Below are 24,667 nucleotides of genomic sequence, written 5' to 3'. Positions count from 1 at the left end.
GTGGCCGATGCGGTGGCCCGGCGGCAGGCGGAGCTGCAGGCTCGGGTCGGCGAGCGGCTGGCGCCGGGGGAGACGTACCGGGCGGCGCTGTGGGTCGCCCGCCCGTCCGGGCTGCCGCTGATCTCGAAGATCGCCGGGGGCGTGCCGGGGCCGCTGACCGGGTCGCCGCCGGGGCCGGGCAGCGGACTCGCGGCCGAGCTGTATCAGCGCCTGCCGGAGTACACGTCGGCGGCGGCACTCGCCCTCACCGACGCGCGGCTGCTCCTGTTGCTGCTCGCCGAGACAGCCCGGCCACGGCCGCGCCGTCTCTTCTCGCGGGCCGAGCCCGACGTCTTGCCGGCGTTGACGCTCGCCTGGGAGTGCCCGCGGGCCGCTGTGGACGCGGCCGCCGCCAGCGACCCGGAGGGCAGGCTCGCGCTGCGCTTCACCGACGGGTCGACAGTGTCCCTGGTCGCCCCGGCGGTGCTGGCCATCCCGTTCGCCGAGGCGGCAAAGCTTTAGCGGAAGGCGGACCGGGCGGTCGGCGTCAGACTCAGCCGCTCGGTCTTCACCACGGCGAAGTGATCGGGCACGGCCACCTCGGCGTCCTCCGTGGAGAACCACAGGAACGCGTGCTCACCCTCGCGCACCGGCAGCCGCGGGAAGTCGTTCGCCGAATACTCGCTGGTGAAGACGGCGACCGCGCCGCTGCCCTGACCGGCGAACCACCGCTCGAACTCGTCGTCGAAGGGCCGGTCGCGGTACCAGATCGTCGCGGTCAGCGCGGACGCCGGTCGCCCGGTGTCGCGGGGTGACCGCGGCGGTGGCACGATCGCGCGCAGCAACAGCACGTCGTCCGAGTCGACCATCGTGGCGTTCGCCGCCGGGCCGTGCTCGCGCCACACCGGGCCGCCGTAGAACTCCGGCAGGGCCCGGCCACGCACCGCCATGTCGGGGAAGCCGCGCAGCCAGACGAACACGTCCGGCCGGTCCCGGTCGCGGAACTGGCCGAGCACGCTCATCCCCAGCCGCTCCTGCGACTCGACGAACTCCCGGTCGAACAGCTCGATCAGCTCGTCCCGGCGGCCGGGACGCAGCGTGTACTGCCGGAGCTCGACGATCACTGCAGGATCCTCTCCAGCATCCCGGCGATCGTCCGGCGGCGCAGCGCCGCCCCGAACGCCTCGGAGGCGTCGTCGTACACATCGGTCAGGACCGGCTGGATGCCCCGGCCGACCGGACACTCCCGGTTCGGCTCCGAGTGGTGCAGTGCCAGCAGCGGCTCCCGGTCGACCGCCGCCCACACGTCGAACATGGTGATCTCCTCGGCCGGGCGGGCCAGCGCGAACCCGGCCCCGGCACCCCGGCGCGCCTTGACCAGGCCGGCCTTGCGCAGGTCGCCGAGGCTGCGGCGGAGGATGACCGGGTTGGTGTTGACGCTCGCGGCGACCTCGTCGGAGGTGAGCCAGGGCTTGCCGCGCCGGCGGGCCAGCTCCAGCCAGGCCAGCGCGTGCGCGGCAATCGTCACTCTGCTGTTCGAAGACATCGTAACCATCTTTGTTACGGCAGCCAGCCGCCGCAACCCCGGCCCGCAGTGGCCGTTCTCACCGTTCCGGGCAAAGGCCCCGCCCGCAGTGGTGACCGGCCGGGGTAGCGGCCGGCGTTGGTCAGGACGGCTGCCGCAGGATCTGGGCGACCTCCCAGGCGTTGCCGGCCGGGTCGGTGAAGGCTACCGTGCGGCGGCCCCACGGGCGGTCGACCGGGCCGTTCAGGATGGTCACGCCGTGCTGCTTGAGTTGCTCGTGGACCGCGTTCGCGTCGGCCACCTCGATGGTGATCAGCAAGCGGGCTCCGGTCTGCGCCGCGGCCACCGGATGCGGCTCGACCAGGGTGTCCGCCCGGTCCGCGCGCAAGATGTTGATCATCAGGTTGTCCAGGCGGACCACCGCCGAGGCCTCGTCCGACCAGACCACCTCGAGGCCGAAGACGTCCTCGTAGAACGCCCGCGTGGCGGCCAGGTCCTCGGCGAAGAGGGTGATGACCTCGATCTTGCTGAGCCCTTTGATCACGTGTGCCCCGTCTCTGCTGGGAAGAGAGTTACGAGACGTGATCGTATGATCGATGCGGCGTCCGTAGGGGGTCGCGCCGGTTCCGGAACTCGTTGCGGGGCAGGTCGCTCGTCACCTTCTCCGATTCACCGTGGCGTCCCGATTCCCCCGTACGCTTGCGTAACCGGGCTCCGGCGACCTGCCGCCTGCAACGTCGTCAATGCTCGCTGCGCGACCTTGTACGAAGCGTGGGAGACTCGTACCGTCCTTGTGAATTTCTTGAATTCCCTGGTCGGGGACGGGCGTGCGGAGGTAAGGCGGCGGTGCGGTTCGGCGTGCTCGGCGTGGTGGAGGCCTGGATCGGCGGCCGGTCCGTCGAGCTGGGACACGCCCGGCAGCGATGTGTGCTCGGGGTGCTGCTCGTCGAGGCGGGCCGTCCGGTCACCGTGGACCAGCTGATCGACCGGGTGTGGGGCGGGTCCGCGCCGCAGCGGGCCGCCGGCGCGCTGTACAGCTACCTGTCCCGGCTGCGCGGCGCGATCGCCGGCGCGGACGGCGTGGAGGTCCGCCGCGAGCCGGGCGGCTATCTGCTCACCGTCGACCCGCACGCGGTCGACCTGCACGAGTTCCGGGACCTGAGCGCGCTGGCCCGGGCCGCCGAGTCGGACCGGGCCGCCGCCGACCTGTTCGGCCGGGCGCTGGAGCTGTGGCGCGGCGAGCCGTTCGCCGGCCTGGACACGCCGTGGCTGGGGGCGACCCGGCGCACCCTGCTCGGTGAGCGGTTCGCCGCCGAGCTGGACCGCAACGACGTGCTGCTGCGGCTCGGCCGGCACGCCGAGCTGCTTCCGGCGCTGTCCGCGGCGATCGCCGAGCATCCGCTGGACGAGCGGCTGGCCGGGCAGGCGATGCTGACGCTGTACCGGTGCGGGCGGCAGGCCGACGCCGACGAGCAGTACCGGCGGATCCGCCGCGCCCTCGCCGACGAGCTGGGCAGCGACCCGGGCGCCGCGCTGCGCCGGCTGCACGAGCAGATCCTCGCCGCCGACCCGGCCCTGGACGCCGCGGTGGCCGAGCCCGGGGGAGTGGTCGCGGCGGCCGCCGGGACGACCCCGGTGCCGATGCAGCTGCCCGCCGACGTGCGGGCGTTCACCGGGCGTACCGAAGAGATCGCCGCCCTGGATCGCCTCCTGGTGGCGCCGGGCGGCGCCGAGCCACCGCTCACCGTCGCGTTGCTCTCCGGCACCGCCGGGGTCGGCAAGTCGGCGCTGGCCGTGCGGTGGGCGCAGCGGGTCCGGGACGCCTTCCCGGACGGGCAGCTGTATGTGAACCTGCGCGGCTACGACACCGAACAGCCGGTCGCGGTCGCCGACGCGCTGGCCGGGTTCCTCACCGCGCTCGGCGTGCGCGGGCCGGAGATCCCGCCCGGCACCGACGAGCGGGCCGCCCGTTACCGCTCCGAGCTGACCGGCCGCCGGATGCTGGTGCTGCTGGACAACGCGTCCTCGGTGGAGCAGGTCCGCCCGCTGCTGCCCGGCACCGGATCCTGCCTGGTGCTGGTCACCAGCCGCGACTCGCTGCCCGGCATGGTCGCGGTGCACGGCGCCGAGCGGGTCAACCTCGACCTGCTGCCGCTGCCCGACGCGCTCGGGCTGCTGCGCAAGCTGATCGGCGCCCGGGTCGACGCCGAGCCGGCCGCCGCCCGGGCCCTCGCCGCGGCCTGCGCCCGGCTGCCGCTCGCCCTGCGGATCGCCGCCGAGCTGGCCGCCGAGCGCGCCGACGTGCCGCTCGCCGAGCTGGTCGCCGAGCTGGGCGACCACCGGGTGCGGCTGGACCTGCTGGACGCGGGCGGCGATCCGCGGGCCGAGGTGCGGGCGGTGTTCTCCTGGTCGTACCAGAACCTGCCGGAGGCCGCGGCCCGGGTGTTCCGGCTGCTCGGGCTGCACCCGGGGGAGACCGCGCACGTCGACGCGATCGCGGCGCTGACCGGTGTCCCGGCCGGCGAGGCGCGGCGGCTGCTCGGCGTGCTGACCCGGGCCAGTCTGGTCCAGGCCGGCCGCGGCGGCCGTTACGGCATGCACGACCTGCTGCGGGTCTACGCCGCCGAGCTGGCCACCGGCCACGACGGCGAGACCGACCGGCGGGCCGCGCTGACCCGGCTGTTCGACCACTACCTGACCGGCGCGGTCGCCGCGATGGCCACGCTCTACCCGGCGGACGCCGCCGCGCCCGGCGACCCGGAGGCGGCCCGCGCCTGGATCGAGGCGGAGCGGCCCAACCTGGCCGCGATCTGCACCTACGGTGCCGCGCACGGCTTCCACCGGCACACCATCGCGCTGGCCGAGACCCTGTTCCGCTACCTCGACGCGGCCGGTCCGGTCGCCGAGGCGGCCACCGTCACCGCGTCCGCCGTGTCCGCGGCCCGCGCGATCGGCGACCACGGCGCGCAGGCCCGCGCGCTGTCCCATCTGGGCCGGTTGCATCGGCGCCAGGGCCGCTTGCACGACGCGGCCGCGACCTATCGGCAAGCCCTTTCGCGGTACGCCGAAGTGCCCGACCCGGCGGCCGAGGCGCTGGTCCTGCGCAACCTGGGCAGCGTCGACTGGCGACTGGGCGACTACCGGCAGGCGGCCGACCACTACCGCCGGGCCTGGACGCTCTACGAGCAGCTGGGCGACCAGGCCGGCCAGGCCGACGCGCTGGTCCGGCTGGGACTGGTCGACGCCCGGCTCGGCGACCACCCGCAGGCGGTGCGGCGCTTCGAGGCCGCCCTGGAGCTGTACGCGACACTGGGTGACCGGTTCAGCGAGGCGTACGTGCTGTCCCTGCTCGCCCGGCAGCCGCACCACCCGGCCGGCCTCGACCGGGCCGCCGCCCACCTGGAGCAGAGCCTCGGCGCGGTCCGCCGCACCGGTGACCGCACCGCGGAGGCGTACGCGCTGACCGACCTGGCCGCCGTCCAGGCCCGCCAGGGCCGCCTCAGCGAGGCCGCCGGCCAGCTGCGCCGCGCGCTGGTCCTGCACCGCCGGATCGGCGACCGGGCCAGCGAGGCGGAGGCGCTCAACGACCTCGGCCAGGTGCTGCGCGCCGCCGGGGACGCGGTGGAGGCCCGCACCCAGCACGGCCAGGCCCTGGAACTCGCCGAGGAGATAGGCGACCGGTACGAGACGGCGCGCGCCCACCACGGCCTCGCCGCCGCCCTGCACGACACCGGCGATCCGGCGGCCGCCCAGCCGCACCACGACCGCGCCCGGCAGCTCTTCGCCGACCTGCGGGTGCCGGCTGCCCCGCCCGTCGAGCAGCGGCAGGTGCGAGCGTGACCGCCTTCGACACGGCCGCGGAGCTGGCGGCGCGGGACGTGGGGGAGTTCCTGCGCCGGTTCACCCGCGCCTGGAACCTCCCCGCGGAGAGCAAGGGCCTGCCCCGGGACGGTGCGGTGCCGGCGGCGCTGCGTGAGGCGTATGCGATCGGTGACCTCCTGGATCCCCGGGCGCTGGAGGTGCAGGGAGAGGTTCTGGTCTTCCACTACGCCGACCCGATGATCACCGAGACGAGATGGGGCATCCCGCTCGACACCGTCGATCAGGCGGACCCGCCGGTGGTCATCGACACCGGAGGCGGCTGGCAGCCGTATCTCGACCGGGTGTCGCTGGCCTGCGTCGACGTGGCCCTGACCGCGGTCATCCAGGAGCACGACGAGGAACTGTGCAACGCCTGCGAGCTGCCCGCGGAGCTGGTCGGCCCGGCCCTGGCCGCCTTCGACCGGGTCCCGCTGCCCGACCTGCCCATGTGGATCGACGTCGAGGAGTCGCCGGTGCGCTGGTGGTCCCGGCCCGGCCAGTTGCTGCGCACCCACGGCGAGGGCGGGGTCTGGCTGTGGGCCAGCGCCCAGACCAGGGCCGACCTGGACGCGATGTACGCCGCCCTCCCCGGCGCGGACTGGTGCAACTGAAACGGCGACCGTCTGACGTTCCGCTCGGCCGGCAGGCGTGCGCGGTCTCGTTGGCGACCATCGGCCAGCACCCTGCCCTGCTCGGCGCCGCGGGCTCGCTGACCACCGGCCAATGCCTACGCCCAGCGGGGACGACGCGGCGAACTCAGTCTGCCGTCGCGCGTCGTCCACCCGATGGGGTGCGGTGCCTGATGGTGAAGGGCGAAGACGGCATCCTCATCCGACAGGCCTTGTCAGTCGCAGATGGTGTCCTGGTCAGCTCACGTCGACCTTGAACGTGGAGGTCTTCCCGTTCTCGTCGGTCAGCGTGACCGGCCCGAAAGTGATGACGGGAATGGCCGCACTCCCCGTTCCCCGATAGAACCCCGTCGCGCGGGTGATCCTGACGGCGAGAGCGGACAGCGTGGCCGCGAGCTCGGCATCGGCCTGGATCCTCGGTTCGGCGAGGGCCTGCTGGCCGTGCCGCTCGGCCCAGTCCCGCACCGCACGCGATTCCCGGCTCATCTCGGCCAGGATCGACTCGTTGGCCCACGCCCAGAGCCAGGAGGAGGTCGATGGGTTGTGACTGCCGATGATCTGCGCCGCGGCAGCTGCGGTCCGGTCCGCGAAGGTCCACGTGATGATTCCGGTGCGTTGGTCGAGGTCCCACCGGTCCGCCGTGCCGAGGCCCCAGGAGGTGTGCGCCTCAGCGAGCTGGTTGATCATGTCCTCGCCCTGCAACAGCAGGACACCGAGGTCTGCCTCGTCAATGTCTGACACGCCGTTCGACCTGTCCTTACGCTTGAAGAACCCCATGCGGCGAAGCCTCTCACGCGCCCGTGATGTCACCGGGACCGGCTGGTGGTCGTCGGCCTGCCGTCAGGGGTGCCCGGCGCGAATGCTGTCGAGGAGGACCTGCAGGTAGCGCTCGAGCCGATCGGTGGGATCGGCGCCGATGCGGAGGGCGAAGGCGGTGCCGCAGACCAGGCGGTGCAGGTCGTCCTCGGTGAGGTCGGGGTGCAGGATGCCGGCCTGGCGGGCGCGGTCTAGCACGGTGCGGGTCGAGGCCAGGAACTTCTCGCGGTGGGCGGTGGTGCTCGCGGTGGCGTCCTGGTCGGGAGCCGTTGAGATCACCTCGGCGAAGGCCGGGTCGGTCAGCTGGCTCAGGGGCAGGGGCGGGTCTCGTAGCCCGGCCGGGAATCAGGCCGCACCCCCGGTCGGATGACGAGACGCGCCTCAGGTGGTGAGCCAGAACCGCTCGACGATCCCCGGCAGCCAGTCCGGCTCGCCGAACTGCAGGCCGTAACGCTCGGCGAGGTCACCGCCCTGCCCGGCCGCCTCCGGGCCGGCCGCGATCAGCTCCACCACCTCGCGGAAGAAGTGCTCGAAACCGGCCGGGGTGATGATCTCGATCATCCGGGCCGGGACCGCGCCGGCGTTCCACATCGCGTGCAGCCTCGCCGCGCGGCTTGGTGATTTGACATCCTCGCCGTCCTAAAGGACGGCGATTCCAGCCACGCTGCGCGTGGCACGCGCGGCGTTCTGGCGGGTTACCGCTTCATTGCGCGGTGCCGGGACGAGTCCTGGTCTTACCTGCGCTCGACGGTCGTTGAAGTCCGCCTGCCCGGCGGCCTTGATGTTGATGGCGGCGTTGACGTCCCGGTCGTGGTGACTGCCGCAGGGGCAGTCCCACTCCCGAACGTTGAGCGTCATCTTGTCGTTGATCCGGCCACAGTCGCAGCACATCCGGGTGGATGGGAAGAACCGGTCCACCCGGGCGAACGTGCGCCCGTACCGGGCCGCTTTGTATTCCAGCATGGTGGTGAAGCTGGCCCAGCCCGCGTCGTGCACGCTCTTGGCGAGCCGGGTCCGGCCGAGACCGGTCACGCACAGGTCCTCGACGTACACCGCTTGGTTGTCGCGGATGATCGCCGTGGACAGTTTGTGCTGCCAGTCGCGCCGGGTGTCAGCCACCCGGGCGTGCGCCCTGGCGACCTTGATGACAGCCTTCTTGCGGCGGTTGCTGCCCTTGGTCTTGCGGCACAGAGCTTGCTGCAACCGCTTGAGCTTGCGGGCCGCACGCCGCAGGAACTTCGGCGCGGTCACCTTCGTGCCGTCGGACATGACCGCGAAGTGGGTCAAGCCCAGGTCGATACCGATCTCGGTGTCGACCGGCGGCAACCCCTCATCCTCGCCGGTCTGTACGACGAACGAGGCGAAGTACCGTCCGGCCGCGTCCTTGACGATGGTCACGCTGGACGGTTCCGAGGGCAGCGTCCGGGACCAGCGCACCGCAAGATCGCCGATCTTCGGCAGCCGCAGACGGCCGTTGTCGAGGATCTTGAACCGTGAGTTCTTGGTGAACCGGATCGCCTGCCGGCTGTCCTTGCGCGACCGGAACCGGGGCGGGGCGACCTTGCGGCCCTGGCGCTTGCCCGACAGTGAGTTGAAGAAGTTGCGGTACGCGATGTTCAGATCGGCGAGGGACTGCTGCAACACCACCGCCGACACCTCGCCCAGCCACGCCCGGTCCTCGGTGGCCTTGGCCTGGGTGATGACCAGCTTCGACAGGTCTCCATCGGAGATGTACTTCCCGCCTGCTTCGCGGGCCTGCTGACGCAGCCTGAGTCCGTCGTTGAAAACCACGCGGGCACACCCGAACGCCTGCGCCAGCGCGGTGCGCTGGGAGGCGTCCGGAGTGACCCGGAAGTTGTAACGGAGCTGCATGACCATCACTGTCCCATGCTGGCTTATGGCCGAGCCTCAAGGTATCCGCACCGCAGACACTGTGTCTTTGCGATGCACGTCCACTTGGTTTTCGTGACGAAGTTCCGACACAAGGTGTTCACCGACCAGCACCAGGTTCGGATGCAGGCGATCATGCGCGACATCTGCGCCGACTTCGAGGCAGAGCTGGTCGAGTTCAACGGCGAGGACAATCACGTGCACCTGCTGGTCAACTTCCCACCCAAGGCGGCTGTCGCTCGGCTGGTCAACTCGCTCAAGGGCGTCTCCTCCCGCCGCCTGCGCCAAGAGTTCCCCGACCTGATACGCCACTACTACCAGGCCAACAAACTCTGGTCCGGCTCGTACTTCGCAGGCTCCGCCGGCGGCGCACCTGAACCTCGTCAAGCAGTACATCGAGCAGCAGAACCGTCCCGGTTAAGGCACTGCTCGGGCCTAGCGGCCCCCCAGCGCGGGCCTTCACCCCCCGGGCTGAAACCCGGAGCACTGGCCCGCATTCCGGTAGCCGCCCGGCCCGAGCACCACCTCCCGGTCGCCCGAGCGGAAGCCGATCTCGCCCTCGGTGACGATCGAGTACTCGTCCTCCCGGGTGTGCAGGTGCGGCGCCACCAGCGCGCCGACCGGGAACGGATGCTCGACGACCGCCAGCGCCCCGCCGGTGTCCTCGCCCCACAGCTTGAAGTGCACGCCGATGTCGCCGAGCGAGCCCACCCGCCCACCACCCGGCTGGACCACGGTCAGCGGTGGCGGCTCCGAAGTCGTCATGCGAACTGCCTACCCCATCGCCGTCCTCCCGGCGACCGAATTCATGGAGCGCGACGTGCTGTCCGGGCCGCTCACGGGCCGTGGCACCGCGGTGAGGGGCCGGCCCGGTGGTGCGGCCCGGCGAGCGCCTCCGGCGGGTTGCCGTCCGCACCAGGACGATCGCCTGTAGACCGTCCGGTGCGAACGCGGCGCCGGACCTTTACCCGGGCGGCCGGCTGTCCCAGCATGGGCAGATGGGCGATTCGCTCGGGCAGCGGGTGACCCTGATGCGCGACCTGCTGGGCACCGTCCGCGGCGGCCTGACGCCGGGCGGCAAGTGACTCACTCCTCGTCGACGGTGATGTGCAGCTCGGCGAGGAACGCCTTCGCCGCCGGGGTGAGCGACGACCGGTTCCAGATCAGGTGCTCGATCCGCTCCGGGGCGTCCCGGACCTCGACGGTGACCACCCCGGTCAGGTGCGGCGTGTACATCGAGGCGAGCAGCGCGACCGCGAGGTTCTCCCGGATCAGCCGGAGCATCAGGATGTCCACCGTGGTGACCTCGAAGGCGACCTCCCGCTGCACCCCGGCCGCGGCGAAGGCGAGATCGGACTGGATCCGCCCGGCCGTCCCGGCGGGCAGGTCGACGAACGGCTCGCCGGCCAGCCGGGCCAGGTCGATCTCGGACTCGGCGGCCAGCGGGTGGTCCGGGGCGACCACCGCGACCAGCCGGTCGTGGGCCAGCTGCCGGCTGCCGACGCCCTCCAGCCGGGCGGTCACCGGCAGGCCGAGGAAGGCCAGGTCGAGCCGGCCCTCCTTGACCTGTTCGGTGAGTGGCTCGCTGCCGCCGACCCGCAGGCCGATCCGCACCTGCGGGAACCTCTGGTGGAAGGCGTGCAGGGCGGCCGGGATGTCGACCGCCGCGACGGTCGGGATCACCCCCACGGTGAGCCGCCCGCGGACCTCGCCGACCGCGGCGGCGACCTCCGCGGCGGCCCGCTCGGCGGCGTCCAGGCACTGCCGGGCCACCGGCAGGAACGCCCGCCCGGCCGTGGTCAGCCGGACCCGGCGGCTGGTCCGCTCGAAGAGGCGGGCGCCCAGCTCCCGCTCCAGCCGGGCGATCTGGTGGCTGAGCGCGGACTGCACGACCAGGCACCGCTCGGCGGCCCGGGTGAAACTGTTCGTCTCGGCGACCGCGAGCACGTAGCGCATCTGCTGCAACTCCACCGATCCATCGTGATTCACGATCGCTGGGGTGACAAGGATGTGTTGGACTCATCAATGCCGGTCGAGCAGCCTGAAGACATGAACATCCGCGTCGCCTCGGTGACCGCCCTCGCCCCGATGGTCTGGGGCACGACGTACGTGGTCACCACCGAACTCCTGCCGCCCGGCCACCCGCTGTTCGCCGGTCTGGCCCGGGCCCTGCCGGCCGGCCTGCTCGCGGTCGCCGCCACCCGCACCCTGCCGCGCGGCGCCTGGTGGTGGAAGGCCGCCGTGCTCGGGGCGCTCAACATCGGCATCTTCCTGCCGCTGCTGTTCGTCAGCGCCGAGCGGCTGCCCGGCGGGGTCGCCGCCACCCTGGGCGCCGCCCAGCCGCTACTCGTCGCGCTGCTCGCGGTCGCCGTCCTGCGCCAGACCCCGGCCGCCTGGACCCTGGCCTGGGGGCTGGTCGGCGTGGTCGGCGTCGCCCTGGTGGTGATCGGCCCGGAGGCGGCGTTCGACCCGGTCGGGATCCTGGCCGGCCTGGCCGGGACCGGCTCGATGGCACTCGGCGTGATCCTGACCAAACGCTGGGGCCGCCCGGCCGGGGTCGGTCCGGCGGCCTACGCGGGCTGGCTGCTCGGCGCCGGCGGCCTGCTGCTGGTCCCGGTCACCTTCCTGGTCGAGGGCCCGCCGCCGGCCGTCGACGGGCCGGCCCTGCTCGGCTACCTGTGGCTGGCCGTGCCCGGCGGGCTGATCGCCTACGTCCTGTGGTTCCGCGGCATCACCATGCTGCCGGTCGCCTCGGTCGCCGTGCTCACCCTGCTGTCCCCGATGGTGGCCGCGCTGCTCGGCGCGGTCCTGCTCGGCCAGACCCTCGGCCCGGTGCAACTGGCCGGGTTCGCCCTGGCGCTGGCCTCGATCGTGGCCGGCCAGATGTCGCCACGCGTGCTCACCCTGGAGAGGATCACCCGTTGAAGATCACCGTTGTCGGCGCCGCCGGCATGTCCGGCTCCCGCATCGTCACCGAGGCCCTGGCCCGCGGACACCGGGTCACCGCCGTGGTCCGCCGGGCCGTCCCGGAGGCCCGGGTGACCGTGGTGCGGGGCGACGCCACCGACACCGCACTGATGACCAAGCTGTTCGCCGACACCGATGTGATCGTGGGCGCCACCCGCCCGGTTCCCGGCCAGGAGCACACCGTCCCGGCCACGGCCACCGCACTGCTCGACGCGGCGGCCGCGACCGGGAAGCGGATCCTGTTCGTCGGCGGCTCCGCGCCGCTGCGGTCGCCGGGCGGCGGGCTGGCCTTCGACGACCCGGCGTTCGTGCCGCCGGAGTACCGGGCCATCGCCGCCGCCAGCATGGCGCAGCTGCAGGCGTGCCGGGCGCACCCGGCCGACTGGACCTACGTCAGCCCGCCCGGACTGCTCGAACCCGGCACCCGCACGGCGCGGTACCGCCGGGGCGGCACCGCGCTCGTGGTGGCCGCGGACGGCTCGTCCCGGATCTCGGCGGAGGACCTGGCCGTGGCGGTCCTCGACGAGCTGGAGCAGCCGTCCGGGGAGCGGCACTTCTCGGTGGGTTACTGACAGGTGTTCCGGTGGGGCAGCTCCGGGATGTAGCTGCTCCACTCCTCGCCGGTCAGGCCGCGCCCGCTAATGGCGCAGGCCTGCCCGGCCGGGTCGGCGGCGAGTTCGGCCGGGATGGTCGCGTCCCACAGCGTCACGGTCTGCGGCTGGTCGCCGAACGCGCCGCCGGCCGCCAGCATCCGGCCGTCCGGGCTGAACGCCGCGTACACCGACTGCAGGGTGGGGCTCTTGAGCATGGCGTACGGAACGGCCGTGCTCGGGTCCGCGATGTCCCACAGGATCATCGCGTCGTCCAGGCTGGCGGTGGCCAGCGTGCGCCCGTCCGGGCTGAACCCGATCCAGCGCAGCGTGCTGGTGTGCCCGACCAGCGTGGCGATCTTGTTGGGCTGGGCCGGGTCGGCGACGTCCCACAGCACCGCGGTCGCGCCGTCGTCGGTGGCCGCCGCCAGCGTCCGCCCGTCCGGGCTGAACGCCAGCCACCAGGCGGTGTAGCCGTAGTAGTTCTTCAGCAGGATCGAGGAGCGCCGCACCGGGGCGGCGCGGTCGGTCACGTCCCACAGCGAGATGTTGTTGCCCTCGGCGACCGCCATGGTGCGCCCGTCCGGGGTGAACACGATCGCGGTCAGCGTCTTGCGCAGCATCGTCTCGGAGAGCTTCGCCGGGTTCCGCCGGTCGGCCAGGTCCCAGAGCGTGGTCCGGCCGTCGCGCTGGCCGACCGCGAGGGTGCGCCCGTCGGGGCTGAACCTGATCGCGTACACCGGATCGCCCTGCGCCTTGATGACCGACAGCGGCGCCGGAGCGGCCGGGGCGGTCATGTCCAGCAGCGTGACCGTGCGGTCGGTGCCGGTGACGGCCAGCGTGCTGCCGTCGGCGCTGAGCGTGAGATCCTCGACCGTGCCGTCGTGCAGCGGCCACGTCCCGCCGCGCACCGGTTTCGCCGGATTCCTCAGGTCCCACGGGATGCCCTTGCCGTCCCACCCGGCGGCGATCAGCGACCGGCTGTCCGGGGTGAAGGTGAGCCCCACGACGTTCTCCGGGAACGGCCCGGGCATGGCGGCGACCTCCTCCCGCGCGAAGCGTCCCTTGGTGGTCCACAGGGTCGCCGTCTTGCGGCCCCCGGCGGTGGTCAGCCGGCGCCCGTCCGGGCTGAACGCCAGTGACCGGACCGGGCCCTCCGGCGTGGTCACCGTCGCCAGCAGGGTGGACAGCCAGGCGAAGGTCTCGTCGCGGCGGACCGTCCACAGCGCGGTCGCCCCGTCCGTGTCGGCGAGCGCCAGGGTGGTGCCGTCCACGCTGAACTCCATCGCGCTCAGGTGCGCGTCGCCGGTGGCGGCGAGTTCGGACAGGCCGACCCGCGGCTTGGCCGGGTCGGTCAGGTCCCAGAGCCGCACGTAGTCGTAGGGCGCCTGAACCGCCACCAGCGGGTCCTTCGGGCTGAACTCGATAGCCGCGTCGGGCACCTTGTCGCTGGCCGAGGCGGCCAGCGTGGCGCCCTGCACCGGCTGGGCCGGATCGGTCAGGTTCCACACCGTGACCGACGCGCCGCTGGTCACGCCGACCTTGCCGTCCGGGCCGAACCTGAGCGGGTAGGCGCCGGGCAGGGTCGCCAGCGTGGCCGGCGCGGCGCCGCCGATGTTCCACAGCACGGTGTTCTTGTCCCGGTTGCTGACCGCCACGGTGTGCCCGTCCGGGCTGAGGTCCACCGCCACGATCCCGGCCGCGTCGGGCAGCGACACCTTCCGCACCGGGTGGGCCGGATCGGTCACGTCCCACACCACAGCCGCCGCCGAGCCGTCTTTCTCGAAGACCGCCAGCGTACGACCGTCCGCGCCGGCCACCAGCGTCTTGTCGGCCGTCCCGTCGACCGGCAGCGTGGCCAGCCGTACCGGCGCGGCCGGGTCCGCGGTGTCCCACAGCGACACCGTCCCACCGGCGTCGGCGGTGGCCACCACCTGTCCGGCCAGCGCGGCCACGTTCACCACGTCGCCCAGCGCGCCGGCGTAGTGGGTGGCCATCACCAAGTGACTGAGCTGCTCCTTGGTCTGCGCGTCGGGGTGCAGGCGCTGCGCGGCCACGCCGAGCATCAGCGCCTTCTTCGGGTCGTCCTTGACCATGGCGCGTGCCCGGGTCATCAGCCGCCGGCTGATCTCGACGCGCTGCTGCAGCGCCACCGCCTCGCGTTGCCGGCGGGCCTCGTCGGCCGCCTCCTTGGCCAGCCGCTCCTGCCGCTTGCGCTCCTGCTCGGCCTGCCGGGCCAGCTCCCGGTGCAGGTCGGCGAGCCGTTTCTGCTCCTTGGCCCGGGTCTCCGCCTGGTCGGCCAGCTGCTGCTGGCGGCGGGCGTTGGCGGCCTGCCGGTCGGCGTTGGCCTTCTGCCGTTCCGCCTCCTCGGCCGACGACGTGGCCCGGCCGCGCTGCCGCTCGGCGTTCGCCTTCTCGCGTTCCGCGTTGGCGTGGTACCGCTCGGCGTTGGCCTGCTCCCGCTCCGCCTCGGCGGCCGCTTCCTCGGCGAGCGCCTGCTGGTCGGCGGCGAGCCGGGTCTGCCGCTGGGTCTCGGTCTGCGCCGCCTTCGCCCGGTCCTCCTGCACCCGGGCGTTCTGCTGCTGCCGCTGCGACTCCTCGGTGGCCCGCTCGGCGGCGGTCCGCTGCTGCACCGCCTCGCGCTGCTGCACCTGCGCCTCGGCGGCGGCGACGGTGGCCAGGTCGGCGTTGCGGATCGCGATCATCCCACTGGCCGACGCGACCAGGGTGAGCAGCACCAGGGTGGCCGCCGCCACCGCCGACAGCCGCCGGGCCCGGCGGTGCTGCCGGACGTCCTCGCCCTCCAGCTCGTCCTTGCTGATCCCGTGCATCGGCGCGGCGAGCTGCGCGATCGCGTCCCGGAACCGGATGTGCCGCATGCTCAGGTGCAGGTCGTCGCGGGCCCAGCGCAGGTCCAGGTAGAGCGGCTCCTCGGCGAACACGCCGCGCAGCGCCGCCGGCACCGCGGTGGAGTCCGCGGTGAAGTCGCCGGCCTCGGCGTCCCAGCGCCACTCGCCGTCGGTCACCACCGGCAGGATCCGGTCGGTCGACTTGGTCGCCAGCCAGTGCTCGATCTCCCGGTTCACCCACGGCGAGGCCGCCGCCTCCGGCGAGGCGAGCAGCACGAAGTGGTTCGAGCCGTCCAGCGCCTCCTGAATGGAGGTCCACAGCTTGGGGGTCACCGCCAGCCCGGTCTGGTCCCGGAAGATCCACAGCGCGCGGCGCCGGTGCCAGGGTTTCGCCAGCCGGTGCAGGCCGCGCTGGACGGCCGGGGCCAGCCGTCCGTCGGCGGCGTGGCTGTAGGAGATGAAACCATCGAAGGGCATAAATGTTCCTGCGGTCGGCGTGATCGGCGGGGACCGATTCTCCATGTCACCGGCCGACAGGTAAAGCCGAGGTCCCCGCCGGATGGCGCGGACCCGCCCGATGTGCTTTGATCTATGCAGGCCGGGCACTCTCCCCCGTGGGTGCCCGGCCTTCTCTGTGCCCGGTCTCCGTGTCCGGTCCGGCACGCCGTCGTTCAGATTCCGCCGCCGCCGGCCGATGGGTCCAGCGCGGTACGACGAGAGGACAGGGCGATGGCGAGCACGCGGCGGTTCCGCCTGCTGGGCGGTAGCCGGTTGCTCCAGCTCTCCGGCGCGCTGCTGGCGGTCTTCCTGCTCTGGCTGACCGTGACCGCGATCCACCCGGTCGGGCCGATGATCCTGCTCTGGCTGCCGATCCCGGCCGGTGGCGTGGTGCTCACCGCGGTCTACTGGCGCACCAGCCGCGATCCGCGCCTGCCGGAGCCGACCCGGCGGTTCTGGCGGCACCTCACCGCGGTCGCCGCGCTGGTCACGGCCGGCACGGCGTCGCAGGTCACCGAGGTGCTGGACAACCCGGCCGGCGGCGGCCTGCAGACCAACCCGGTGATGGTCGCCTTCAACGGCACCGCGGTGCTGCTCATCGTCTACGCGCTCGCCCGCCTGCCGCTGGACCGGCAGACCCCGGGGCAGCTGGTCCGGATCCTGCTGGACGCCGGCACCGTGATGCTGGCCGCCGCGGTGTTCATGTGGTACTTCCAGACCGAGCCGATGCTCGGCCGGGAGGACACCGCCACGGTGATCGGCTCCCTGGCGCTGACCGCGATCGCGCTGGTCGGGGTGTTCGCCGTGGCGAAGGTGATGCTGTCCGGTTTCACCTTCATCGACACCTTGGGGCTGCGGCTGCTCATCCTCGCGATGGCGGTCGGCACCGCGGCGCCGCCGATCCAGACCGCGCTGCAGGGCTACGGCCCGCGGACCTTCCCGATGCAGATCGGCCTGCCGGCGATGTTCTTCTTCGCCGCCTGGGCCGGCGAGCAGCAGCGCGTGGCGCCGGCCGGGAGCGCCGCGCCGCGCGGCACGCGACGCCGCCGCAACTACTACAGCCTGCTTCCGTACGCCGGAGTGGTCGCGGTCGACGGACTGCTGCTGTACGTCTCCTGGGTCGCGCACACCAACGACCCGGTGGTGGTCGGCGCCGCCGTGCTGCTCACCGCGCTGGTGGTGCTGCGCCAGATCACCGCGTTCCGGGACAACGGCCGGCTGCTGGAGCAGCTGCACCACGGCGCCACCCACGACGCGCTGACCCAGCTGCCGAACCGGGCGCACTTCAGCGCCCGGCTGCACGAGGCGACCAGCGGCGAGCCGGGCCGGCCGGTGGCCGTCGCGCTGATCGACCTGGACGACTTCAAAGAGGTCAACGACACGCTCGGCCACGAGATCGGCGACCTGCTGCTGATCGCGGTGGCGCAGCGCCTGACGGCCGGCGTCGACGGACACGGCATGGTGGCCCGGCTGGGCGGCGACGAGTTCGTGCTGGTCCTGGACGGCGCCGGGCCGGACGCCGCGGACCGGGCCGCCGCCCGGATCGTCGAGGCGTTCCGGTCGCCGGTGGCGGCCGGCCTGCACCAGCTGCCGATCCGGGCCAGCATCGGGATCGCCGACGGGCAGGCCGGGGACGAGCCGAGCGACCTGCTGCGGCACGCCGACATCGCGATGTACGCGGCCAAGAAGCTGCCCGGCACCGCGTACCTGCACTACCACCCGGAGATGACCGGCACCGGCTCGCGGACGGCGCCGGCCGATCAGCCGCTGCCCGACGAGGTCAGGCGCACCGCCCGGGTGTGATGGGCCTCGGCCTGCCGATCGAGGCCGAGCTCCCGCAGGATCCGCTCCAGCAGCCGGTGCGTCTGCGCCTCGGCCACCCGCTGACCGGTCCGCTGGAACCCGCGCAACGCCTGCGCGGCGTAGCCGAGAGCCCGCTCCGGGCGCCGCTGACCGAGCTGGATGACCGCGGCGGCGGCCAGCGCCTCGCACTCCAGCACCACCGAGTCCGCCTGCCGGGCCACCCGCAGCGCGTCCCGGGCGTACCCGGCCGCCCGCTCCGGGTCGGCGAGCCCGTCGGCGGCCAGCGCCAGACCGGTCAGCGCCTGCGCCTGCGGATAGCGGCTGTCCGCCGCCCGGGCCAGCTCCAGCGCCTGCCCGTGCAACCGGGCCGCCTCGGCGTGACCGCCACCGCTGCGATGCACGGTGGCCAGGGTGTGCAGCGCCTCCAATTCGTGCCGCTGGTCGCCGATCCCGCGGGCCAGGGCGGCGGCGCGCCCGGCGAGCAGCAGCGCCAGCCGGTGGCCGCCCAGGTCGCAGCGGACCCGGGCGAGGGTGACCAGGCCGCCGGCCTCGCCGCCCCGGGAGCCGATCGACCGGTAGATCGCGATCGCCTCGCGGATCGCGGTGACCGCCTCGCCCAGCCGGCCCATCCGGCGGTAGATCTCGGCCAGGTTGCCCAGGCCGTTGGCCCGGCCCGGCCGCCAGCCGGTGTGCTCGATCATCCGGAGCGCGCGGACGTAGCAGTCCGCGGCCCGCTCGAGATAGCCCAGCTCCTGGTGGACCAGGCCGAGGTTGCCGGTGGCCGCGGCCGCGCCGTCCGGCCAGCCGGCCCGGTCGCACAGCTCGGAGGCCTCGGCGTAGGTGGCGAGCGCATCCCGGTACCGGCCCACCTTCCAGTGCAGGGCGGCCAGGCTCAACCGGGCCGCGGCCCGCGCCGCGGGCACGTCGTCGGCGACCGCGCAGGCGTACCCCAGCTCGGTGGCGGTCTGCCAGTCGGCGAACCGCAACCGGATGTCGAGGTAGCCGCGCAGCGTGTCGGCCAGCGACCAGCCGACGGCGGCCGGCCCGGACGCCGCGGCGGCCCGCAACACCGCGAACAGGTTGGGCCGCTCCCGGTCCAGCCAGGCGAGCGCCGCGGCCGGGTCGTCCGGGACCGGGCCGGCGCCGGCCGCGACCGGGACCGGCAGGCGCAGCTTGTCCGGATACAGCAGCCGGGCGGCGGCGTCGGCGCCGGCCAGGTAGTAGTCGTACAGCCGGCGCTGCGCGGCGGCCCGGCGAGGCGCCGGGTCCTGCTGCCGGCAGCGGTCCTCGGCGTAGTCGCGCAGCAGGTCGTGCAGCCGGAGCCGGCCGGCCCGGTACTCCTCGATCAGATGCGCGCGGCACAGCTCGTCGAGCAGCGGGCCGGCGCGGGCCGGCGGCGCGCCGGCCAGCGCGGCCGCCGCGCCCGCGTCGATGTCCGGGCCGGGGACCAGGCCGAGCAGCCGGAACAGTCGCCGGGCGGCCGGGGTCAGCGCGGCGTACGACAGATCGAACGCGGCCCGCACCGTGGTCTGCGGATCGCCGTCCACCGCCAGGTGCGCCAGCCGGTCCTCGGCGAGCCGGTCGAGGTAGGCGGTGATCGGGCGGTGCGGGTTGCCGGTCAGGTTCGCCGCGGCGATCCGCAACGCCAGCGGCAGGCCGCCGCACAGCTCGGCCAGCCGGTCCAGGTGCCGGGCCTCGGCGTCCCGGGCCGGGCCGAGCAGCCCCTCCAGCAGGGTCCGGGCCTCGTCGGCGGCGAGCACGCCGAGCCGGTGCCCGAGCGCGCCGTCCCGCGCCACCAGGCCGGTGAGCTGGTCGCGGCTGGTCACCAGGACCACGCAGCCGGGATCGCCGGGGAGCAGCGGCCGTACCTGATCCGGGTGGTTGGCGTTGTCGAGCACAACCAGGACGCGGCGTCCGGCCAGCCGGCTGCGATACAGCCGGGCGGCCGCGTCGACGTCGGTGGGCACCTGATCGGCCGGCGTGCCGAGCGCGATCAGGAACTGGGTCAGCGCGTCGATCGGCCGGCCCGGCGGATCCGAGGCGTAGCCGCGCAGGTCGAGGTGCAGCTGACCGTCCGGGAAGCGGTCCCGCACCCGGTGCGCCCAGTGGGTGACCAGCGCGGTCTTGCCGACTCCGGGCGGGCCGGTGACCGCCACCACCGCCACCGCGCCCGGCTCCGCCCCGGGTGCGCCGAGCAGCGAGTCCAGGCGGCGCAGGTGGTCCCGCCGCCCGGTGAAGCCGGGCACCGCGGCCGGCAGCTGCGCCGGGACCGCCGCGGCCGCCGCGCCCTCGGCGGACCGCAGCCCGGGATCGTCGGCCAGGATCGCCCGGTGCAGCTCGCGCAGGTCCGGTCCGGGCTCGATGCCCAGCTCGGCGGTCATCAGCTCGTGGCACTGCCGGTAGCTGGCCAGCGCGTCCGCCCGGCGCCCGGACCGGTAGAGCGCCAGCATCAGCCCGGCACGCAGCTCCTCGCGCAGCGGATGCTCGGCGACCAGCGACGCCAGGTCGTGCACGATCTCCGCGTGCTGGCCGAGCCGCAGCTGCAGCCGGCAGCGGTGCTCCAGCGCGGCCAGCCGCCGCTGCTCCAGCCGGGCCGCCTCGGCGGTGACCGTCGGGGTGGGCGGCACGTCGGCCAGCGCCGGGCCGTCCCAGAGGGTGAGCGCCCGCTCCACCTCGGCCAGCGCCTCCGGCGCCGCACGCGTCCGGCTGCCGGCCGTGAGCCGCTCGAACACCGCCGAGTCCAGGTCGTCGTCGCCGATCACCAGCTCGTAGCCGCGCTCCCGGGTCAGCAGCGGGCCGCCGACCGCGCGGCGCAGCCGCATCACATAGCCCTGCACGGTGTTGCGGGCGGTCCGCGGTGGCCGGTCTCCCCACAGCTCGTCGACCAGCCGATCCACCGACACTGTGCGGCCCGCCTCGACCAGCAGCAACGCCAGGACCGCCCGGGGCTGCGCCGCCCGGACCCCGGACCAGCCGGCGGCCGTCCGGTACCGCACCGGCCCGAGCAGCCGGAATCGTGCCACCGTTACACACTAACGGCCGCACCCTCCCCGGTGGAGAGTGCGGCCGCATCGATGAGTGTCAGCAGGTGACCTCGACGGCCGGGCCGAAGAACTCACCGGTGATCTGCCGCGGCGTGCCGTTGCGGAAGGTCACCTGCACCAGCAGGTCGCCGTAGAGCACCCCGGACGCGCAGGTCCGGGTGATCGCGAAGCTGAAGCCGGACCCCCGCGCGTCGATGATGTCGATCGTGCCGCCGAGCAGTTCGGTGCCGTTGCGGGCGATCCCGACCGCGCCGAGGAAGCGGTCGACCTGGTTGTCACAGCTGACCCCGTACGGCACCCGGACCTGCCCGTTGCCGATCAGCTCCGGTGCGCCGACGCTGGCGGTACAGGTGGTGGCGGGCGGACCGGCCGCCGCCCGGGCACCGGTGGTGGCGCCCGTGACGGGCAGCTTGAGCTGCTGCCGCACCAGCGACGAGGCCGCCGATCCGGTGCCGAGCCCGGCCCGGCCGGAGCCGCCGAAGGTGTTGGTCTTCGCCGCCGCGGCCGGCGCCGCTACCGAGGCGACCAGCGCCATGCCCAGACTGAGCGCCAGCACGGCGTTCCGGATGAGCTGAAGTTTGCGCATCGCTTGCCCCCACTGCCGGCCCCCGGACGCACCCCGTCGGCGCGCCGTCCACGAGGACCGATGGAGGCGACGCTAGGAACGCCCGTTGAGCCGGCGCTGAGTTGGCGCTGGGTCGCCCACCCGCTCTCCCGCCGCCCGCGGCGCATCCTCCGGGAGGATCCGGAGAATCCGGTCGACCAGTTGCTGCGGCACGCCGGGTTCAGCTCAGCGGTGTGCCGGTGTGGGCGGCCAGCTCGGCGAGCAGGCGGTCCTGGAAAGGGATGCTGCGGGCGGCCGGATGGGGCTCGCGCGGCTGCTGGTGATACCAGTAGCCGCCGGTGGACCGGGCCCGCGGGTCGTCGCTGGTGGCCAGCCACTCCTGGGTGAGGTGGCCGAGGCGCAGGTCGTCGGGGGCGTTCGGGCCGCCCATCCGGGTCGGGACCCAGCCCGGGTCGACGGCGTTGCTCGGCACGCCGGGCCAGAGGCGGGAGACGGCGACGGCCAGGGCGGTGACGAACAGTTTGCTGTCGGAGTAGGAGCCGGTACGACGGGCGCCGGTCCAGTCCAGGCCGGACAGGGTGTCGCGGCCGCCCAGGTGCATACCGCTGCTCAGGTAGACCAGCCGCCGCGGCCGGTGGATCAGCGCGGTCAGCAGGTAGGGGGCGACCACGTTGACCGGGAGCACCTGGGGGCCGCTGTAGACGCCCGCGTTGTGGATCACCGCGTCGACCGGGCCGAGCTGGTTGACCTGGTCGGCCAGCGCCCGGGTCTCGTCCAGGTCGGCCAGGTCGCCCACGACGCTCGCCGCGCCCCGGTCGAGCAGATCCTGCACGGCGGTCAGGCGCTGGCTCGTGCGGGCGTGCACGATCACCTGGTGCCCGTCGCCGAGCAGGGTCTCCGCGGCGGCGCGGCCGAGGCCGTCCGCGGACCCGGTGATCAGGATGCGTGTCACGGCCATGGTCTCCCGTCGATTCCCCACTGGGTGGGAGGGGCCTCCCTCCGGAGAGGGAAGTGCCCCGCCGGCCTCCTTCCTACCGTGATCGGCATGGGGAGAGCGGAACGGGTGGGGCGTGTCGCGGGCTACGGTGCGGCGCTCGCGATGGCGCCCTACTTCGTCATGAAAATCTTCTGGACGATCGACGGCCTCCGGGGCGGAGGTCTGCACCAGGGCGCCTGGCGCCACCTGAACTGGGCGGCGATGAACGCGCTGACCGTGGGCATGTCCGGGCTGGCCATCCTGCTCGGCCTGGCGCTGGCGCAACCCTGGGGGCGGCGGGCGCCGGCCTGGCTGCTGCTGGTCCCGGCTTGGATCGGGATGGGTTTCCTGGTGCCGATGCTGCCGCTGATCCCGGGGCTGGCGCTGGTCGACCGTGCGGAGGTCGGCGCCGGCGAGGAAGCCTTCATGAGTGCCTGGGAGATCGGTCTGCTGTCGGTGTCGTTCGCCGGGTTCGCCCTCGGGGTGGCGATCGCCGCCCCGGTCTACGCCGCCCGGCGCTGGCCGTTCGGTCAGGACGTGCCCTGGCGTCCGGGGGTGCGGATCACCGTGGCGCGCCTGGCGGCGGCGCTCGGCGTCGCCCTCGGCCTGCCGCAGCTGTGGTGGGGGCTGGGCGTGACGATCGGCCTGAATCCCGCGACGCTCGGCGAGCGGGACGCGCAGTGGCACCTGCTGACCACGAACAACGGCGTGTGGGCGCTGGTCGGCGCGTGGAGCGCCTGGAGGCTGACCCGGCACACCGGCCGGTTGCCGGTGGTGCTGGCCTGGCTGGCCTCCGGGTTCCTGTTCGCCTGGGGCTCCTGGCGCGCGGTCTTCTCGTTCGCGGTGACGCCGGAGTTCCCGTCGCCGGAGCCGACGTGGGTGCTGACCCTGCAGAACCATGTCAGCGCGGTCACCGGGCTGCTGATCCTGGTCGTTGTCCTGCTCACCGTCTCCGATCAAGCTGAGACAACGGCCAGGACCAGGGCTTTCAGTACGCTCTGACGACCGCCCAGCCGGCTGTCGCGAGCATCGCGACATCCGGTACGGCCGGGCCGCGGATCGGCGCGGCCCGGCCGTACCGGCTCCATGGAGGTGCGGTCAGCGCAGCAGTGGCTGCGCGTGACTCAGCACGTACCGGGCGACGTCGCTGCCCAGCCGGATCCCGGCCAGGTCGGCGTTGCGGGTGTGGATGCCGGACCAGACCCGGGCGTCCACGTTCTCCACGCTCGGCTGGTGCCAGTCGGTGTAGGTGCGGGTCACGCCGGGCGCGCTCGGGCTGCCGATCGTGTACGGCTGCCGGGCATGCGGTCCGGTCAGCCCGGTGAGCACGCCCTCGGCCGCGCCGGAGTAGGTGTTGTGCCCGCTCGGGTAGTCCGGGTGCGCCGGGGTGGTGTGCAGCGGCAGCCAGCTGGTGTCACCGCCGGCCTGGATCGCGGTGACTGGGCGCCAGCGCTGGTAGGCGTACTTGGCGTCGGAGGTGGCGATCTGGGTGTCCACCGAGGCGACGTGGAAGAGCGCGATCAGGCGGGTGCGGTCGGCGATCGAGGCGGGCGACTGGGCGACCGCGGCGCGCAGGATCGGCGTGTAGAGGGTCAGCGACGAGCCGAGCCAGAACGTCGCCGTGTCGGTCTGCGCCTGGGTGCGGAGCGTGCTGGCCGCCGACCCGTACGCCCGGACCTCGGCCAGGTCGGCCTCGTAGCGCGGCGAGCCGAGCGCCGGGGGAGCGACCGGCCGGAACTGGCTCGCCGAGCGCAGCACGAACGGGCGGGCGACCCGGTTGCCGTACTGGGTGGCGGCCGGGAACAGCGGCGGCGTGGGCTGCCAGACGCCGGGCGCGGCGGCCGGCACGGTGAACGGCGCGTTCACCGACGCCGGGTCGAGGCCGTCACCGGTCCGCTCGGCGATCAGCCGCTGGGCGGCGGCCCGGCCGGCCGCCACGCCGTCGCGGACCTGCCTGCGGTCCGGCAGCGCGGCCAGCTCGGTGGCGAGCGTGGCGTCGGCCGCGGCCTGCTGGCCGGGGATCAGGGTGATCAGCGTCTGGTGCACCGCGCCGGCCAGCGCGGCCCGCTGGCCGACGGCGGAGTGCGTGCCGGTCTGGGCGCGGGCGCCGGCCAGCCAGGCGATCGCCCAGGTGCGGTTGTTGGTGACCTGGGTGGCCGCGCCGCCGGTGGCGATCGCGGCGGCGGTGGTGTCGTACCAGGTCAGCACGGAGTCGGCGGGGGCCGGCTGGGCGGCCGCCGGGGCGGCGGCGACCAGCGTCGCGGCGGTGACGGCGCCGAGCAGGGTTGCACCGGCCCGGGAGCGGGCGGTGGCCAGGACAGGCATGGATAACCCCTCTGAGAGGTAGGATATCTGGGCCCCTTAAACCTGCATCGACATACTTCGTCAGTCAATGACCGTCATGGGACTGTATCGAGTGTTTCGAACCATCTCGCCGCGGCCAGCTCGGCGAGCTCCGGCGCGCTCGGCTCGGGCGGCAGCTCGGCGAGGCCGGCCAGCGCCGCGCCGAGGGCGGCGGCGAACTGCCTGATCCAGGCATGGAGGGAGGATCTCAGTGCCATGGCGGTGCTCCGTCCTGTGTGGCGGGCGCCCGGTTATCCTACTCCGCCTATGGGGATTATGGTTTGCACATGAGCCTCGGCGGACCCCGTCGCGGAACCGGGCCCGCCCGCGTA

At 73.7% G+C, this 24,667-nt stretch carries 23 protein-coding genes and 1 pseudogene; 9 read left to right on the top strand and 15 right to left on the bottom strand.

Features of this window, described 5'->3' with window-relative positions; translation table 11 throughout:
* Entirely contained in the window at positions 1-501 is a 501-nt protein-coding gene (locus BJY16_RS32520) for a hypothetical protein (protein WP_185043382.1), read from the top strand.
* On the opposite strand, the gene BJY16_RS32515 is transcribed toward BJY16_RS32520, so the two are convergent.
* The 3 genes from BJY16_RS32515 to BJY16_RS32505 form a co-directional block, all read right to left on the bottom strand.
* Positions 498-1,103, bottom strand: coding sequence for an NIPSNAP family protein (locus BJY16_RS32515; protein ID WP_185043381.1), 606 nt, complete (start codon positions 1,101-1,103; stop codon positions 498-500). The two genes, BJY16_RS32520 and BJY16_RS32515, sit on opposite strands and share 4 nt — an antisense overlap.
* Positions 1,100-1,525 (bottom strand): Rrf2 family transcriptional regulator, encoded by a 426-nt coding sequence (locus BJY16_RS32510; protein WP_185043380.1) that lies wholly within the window; start codon positions 1,523-1,525, stop codon positions 1,100-1,102. Before BJY16_RS32510 ends, BJY16_RS32515 begins: the two co-directional genes overlap by 4 nt.
* Before the next feature lie 121 nt (positions 1,526-1,646).
* Positions 1,647-2,048, bottom strand: coding sequence for a VOC family protein (locus BJY16_RS32505; RefSeq protein ID WP_185043379.1), 402 nt, complete (start codon positions 2,046-2,048; stop codon positions 1,647-1,649).
* A gap of 302 nt (positions 2,049-2,350) precedes the next feature.
* Here BJY16_RS32505 and BJY16_RS32500 point away from each other — a divergent pair, with 302 nt between their 5' ends.
* Both BJY16_RS32500 and BJY16_RS32495 read left to right on the top strand, forming a co-directional pair.
* The gene (locus tag BJY16_RS32500; protein ID WP_239177835.1) at positions 2,351-5,344 is read left to right on the top strand and encodes an AfsR/SARP family transcriptional regulator; all 2,994 of its coding nucleotides are present in this window, start codon (positions 2,351-2,353) and stop codon (positions 5,342-5,344) included.
* Complete coding sequence (locus BJY16_RS32495; RefSeq protein WP_185043378.1) at positions 5,341-5,976, top strand: SMI1/KNR4 family protein; 636 nt, start codon at positions 5,341-5,343, stop codon at positions 5,974-5,976. Before BJY16_RS32500 ends, BJY16_RS32495 begins: the two co-directional genes overlap by 4 nt.
* Before the next feature lie 255 nt (positions 5,977-6,231).
* Here BJY16_RS32495 and BJY16_RS32490 read toward each other — a convergent pair whose 3' ends face one another.
* From BJY16_RS32490 to BJY16_RS32475, 4 genes are all read right to left on the bottom strand, one after another.
* Complete coding sequence (locus BJY16_RS32490) at positions 6,232-6,771, bottom strand: DUF6882 domain-containing protein (protein WP_185043377.1); 540 nt, start codon at positions 6,769-6,771, stop codon at positions 6,232-6,234.
* Positions 6,772-6,834: 63 nt separating this feature from the next.
* Positions 6,835-7,089: an SbtR family transcriptional regulator gene (locus BJY16_RS32485; RefSeq protein WP_185043376.1), complete on the bottom strand. Its 255-nt coding sequence runs from the start codon at positions 7,087-7,089 to the stop codon at positions 6,835-6,837.
* A 102-nt stretch (positions 7,090-7,191) separates the two neighbouring features.
* The gene (locus BJY16_RS32480; RefSeq protein WP_185043375.1) at positions 7,192-7,401 is read right to left on the bottom strand and encodes a hypothetical protein; all 210 of its coding nucleotides are present in this window, start codon (positions 7,399-7,401) and stop codon (positions 7,192-7,194) included.
* Between the two features lie 48 nt (positions 7,402-7,449).
* A complete protein-coding gene (locus BJY16_RS32475; RefSeq protein WP_185043374.1) occupies positions 7,450-8,682 on the bottom strand; it encodes an RNA-guided endonuclease InsQ/TnpB family protein in 1,233 nt (410 codons plus the stop codon).
* A 15-nt stretch (positions 8,683-8,697) separates the two neighbouring features.
* Between BJY16_RS32475 and tnpA the strand changes: the two are divergent.
* Positions 8,698-9,121: pseudogene (gene tnpA / locus BJY16_RS32470) on the top strand (IS200/IS605 family transposase).
* 38 nt (positions 9,122-9,159) lie between these two features.
* On the opposite strand, the gene BJY16_RS32465 reads toward tnpA, so the two are convergent.
* Positions 9,160-9,465: a cupin domain-containing protein gene (locus tag BJY16_RS32465; RefSeq protein WP_260418336.1), complete on the bottom strand. Its 306-nt coding sequence runs from the start codon at positions 9,463-9,465 to the stop codon at positions 9,160-9,162.
* A 107-nt stretch (positions 9,466-9,572) separates the two neighbouring features.
* Here BJY16_RS32465 and BJY16_RS32460 point away from each other — a divergent pair, with 107 nt between their 5' ends.
* Positions 9,573-9,785, top strand: coding sequence for a hypothetical protein (locus BJY16_RS32460; protein ID WP_185043373.1), 213 nt, complete (start codon positions 9,573-9,575; stop codon positions 9,783-9,785).
* 1 nt (position 9,786) lies between these two features.
* Here the strand turns inward: BJY16_RS32460 and BJY16_RS32455 are convergent, their stop codons facing one another.
* Complete coding sequence (locus BJY16_RS32455) at positions 9,787-10,671, bottom strand: LysR family transcriptional regulator (protein WP_185043372.1); 885 nt, start codon at positions 10,669-10,671, stop codon at positions 9,787-9,789.
* 78 nt (positions 10,672-10,749) lie between these two features.
* Between BJY16_RS32455 and BJY16_RS32450 the strand changes: the two genes are divergently transcribed.
* Together BJY16_RS32450 and BJY16_RS32445 are read left to right on the top strand one after the other, a co-directional pair.
* Entirely contained in the window at positions 10,750-11,625 is an 876-nt protein-coding gene (locus BJY16_RS32450; protein WP_185043371.1) for an EamA family transporter, read from the top strand.
* A complete protein-coding gene (locus BJY16_RS32445; protein ID WP_185043370.1) occupies positions 11,622-12,239 on the top strand; it encodes an NAD(P)-dependent oxidoreductase in 618 nt (205 codons plus the stop codon). Before BJY16_RS32450 ends, BJY16_RS32445 begins: the two co-directional genes overlap by 4 nt.
* On the opposite strand, the gene BJY16_RS32440 is transcribed toward BJY16_RS32445, so the two are convergent.
* Complete coding sequence (locus tag BJY16_RS32440) at positions 12,233-15,583, bottom strand: TIR domain-containing protein (RefSeq protein ID WP_185043369.1); 3,351 nt, start codon at positions 15,581-15,583, stop codon at positions 12,233-12,235. The two genes, BJY16_RS32445 and BJY16_RS32440, sit on opposite strands and share 7 nt — an antisense overlap.
* 252 nt (positions 15,584-15,835) lie before the next feature.
* Here BJY16_RS32440 and BJY16_RS32435 point away from each other — a divergent pair, with 252 nt between their 5' ends.
* Positions 15,836-17,407 carry a GGDEF domain-containing protein gene (locus BJY16_RS32435; protein WP_185043368.1) on the top strand — a complete coding sequence of 524 codons (1,572 nt, stop codon included), beginning with the start codon at positions 15,836-15,838 and terminating at the stop codon, positions 17,405-17,407.
* On the opposite strand, the gene BJY16_RS32430 is transcribed toward BJY16_RS32435, so the two are convergent.
* The 3 genes from BJY16_RS32430 to BJY16_RS32420 form a co-directional block, all read right to left on the bottom strand.
* Complete coding sequence (locus tag BJY16_RS32430) at positions 17,365-20,430, bottom strand: AfsR/SARP family transcriptional regulator (protein ID WP_185043367.1); 3,066 nt, start codon at positions 20,428-20,430, stop codon at positions 17,365-17,367. The genes BJY16_RS32435 and BJY16_RS32430 overlap by 43 nt on opposite strands.
* Positions 20,431-20,488: 58 nt before the next feature.
* A complete protein-coding gene (locus BJY16_RS32425; protein ID WP_185043366.1) occupies positions 20,489-21,037 on the bottom strand; it encodes a hypothetical protein in 549 nt (182 codons plus the stop codon).
* A gap of 199 nt (positions 21,038-21,236) precedes the next feature.
* Entirely contained in the window at positions 21,237-21,974 is a 738-nt protein-coding gene (locus BJY16_RS32420) for an SDR family NAD(P)-dependent oxidoreductase (protein ID WP_203758995.1), read from the bottom strand.
* An 87-nt stretch (positions 21,975-22,061) separates the two neighbouring features.
* On the opposite strand from BJY16_RS32420, the gene BJY16_RS32415 reads away from it, so the two are divergent.
* On the top strand, positions 22,062-22,994 hold the full coding sequence (locus tag BJY16_RS32415; protein WP_185043365.1) for a hypothetical protein: 933 nt from the start codon (positions 22,062-22,064) through the stop codon (positions 22,992-22,994).
* Between the two features lie 96 nt (positions 22,995-23,090).
* Here BJY16_RS32415 and BJY16_RS32410 read toward each other — a convergent pair whose 3' ends face one another.
* Positions 23,091-24,317 (bottom strand): vanadium-dependent haloperoxidase, encoded by a 1,227-nt coding sequence (locus BJY16_RS32410; protein WP_185043364.1) that lies wholly within the window; start codon positions 24,315-24,317, stop codon positions 23,091-23,093.
* 74 nt (positions 24,318-24,391) lie between these two features.
* Positions 24,392-24,553 (bottom strand): hypothetical protein, encoded by a 162-nt coding sequence (locus BJY16_RS32405; protein WP_185043363.1) that lies wholly within the window; start codon positions 24,551-24,553, stop codon positions 24,392-24,394.
* Between the last annotated feature and the right edge of the window lie 114 nt (positions 24,554-24,667).

The organism is Actinoplanes octamycinicus (assembly GCF_014205225.1).
Classification (GTDB): domain Bacteria; phylum Actinomycetota; class Actinomycetes; order Mycobacteriales; family Micromonosporaceae; genus Actinoplanes; species Actinoplanes octamycinicus.
The sequence above is the reverse complement of the archived record's forward strand: the minus strand, read 5'-3'. Positions and strand labels throughout refer to the sequence as shown.

Coding starts and splice junctions, on each gene's coding strand:
- BJY16_RS32405 (WP_185043363.1), bottom strand. CDS start 24,553: ATGGCACTGAGATCCTCCCTCCATGCCTGGATCAGGCAGTTCGCCGCC.
- BJY16_RS32450 (WP_185043371.1), top strand. CDS start 10,750: ATGAACATCCGCGTCGCCTCGGTGACCGCCCTCGCCCCGATGGTCTGG.
- BJY16_RS32480 (WP_185043375.1), bottom strand. CDS start 7,401: ATGTGGAACGCCGGCGCGGTCCCGGCCCGGATGATCGAGATCATCACC.
- BJY16_RS32435 (WP_185043368.1), top strand. CDS start 15,836: ATGGCGAGCACGCGGCGGTTCCGCCTGCTGGGCGGTAGCCGGTTGCTC.
- BJY16_RS32440 (WP_185043369.1), bottom strand. CDS start 15,583: ATGCCCTTCGATGGTTTCATCTCCTACAGCCACGCCGCCGACGGACGG.
- BJY16_RS32465 (WP_260418336.1), bottom strand. CDS start 9,465: ATGACGACTTCGGAGCCGCCACCGCTGACCGTGGTCCAGCCGGGTGGT.
- BJY16_RS32510 (WP_185043380.1), bottom strand. CDS start 1,525: ATGTCTTCGAACAGCAGAGTGACGATTGCCGCGCACGCGCTGGCCTGG.
- BJY16_RS32425 (WP_185043366.1), bottom strand. CDS start 21,037: ATGCGCAAACTTCAGCTCATCCGGAACGCCGTGCTGGCGCTCAGTCTG.
- BJY16_RS32490 (WP_185043377.1), bottom strand. CDS start 6,771: ATGGGGTTCTTCAAGCGTAAGGACAGGTCGAACGGCGTGTCAGACATT.
- BJY16_RS32410 (WP_185043364.1), bottom strand. CDS start 24,317: ATGCCTGTCCTGGCCACCGCCCGCTCCCGGGCCGGTGCAACCCTGCTC.
- BJY16_RS32415 (WP_185043365.1), top strand. CDS start 22,062: ATGGGGAGAGCGGAACGGGTGGGGCGTGTCGCGGGCTACGGTGCGGCG.
- BJY16_RS32475 (WP_185043374.1), bottom strand. CDS start 8,682: ATGCAGCTCCGTTACAACTTCCGGGTCACTCCGGACGCCTCCCAGCGC.
- BJY16_RS32420 (WP_203758995.1), bottom strand. CDS start 21,974: ATGGCCGTGACACGCATCCTGATCACCGGGTCCGCGGACGGCCTCGGC.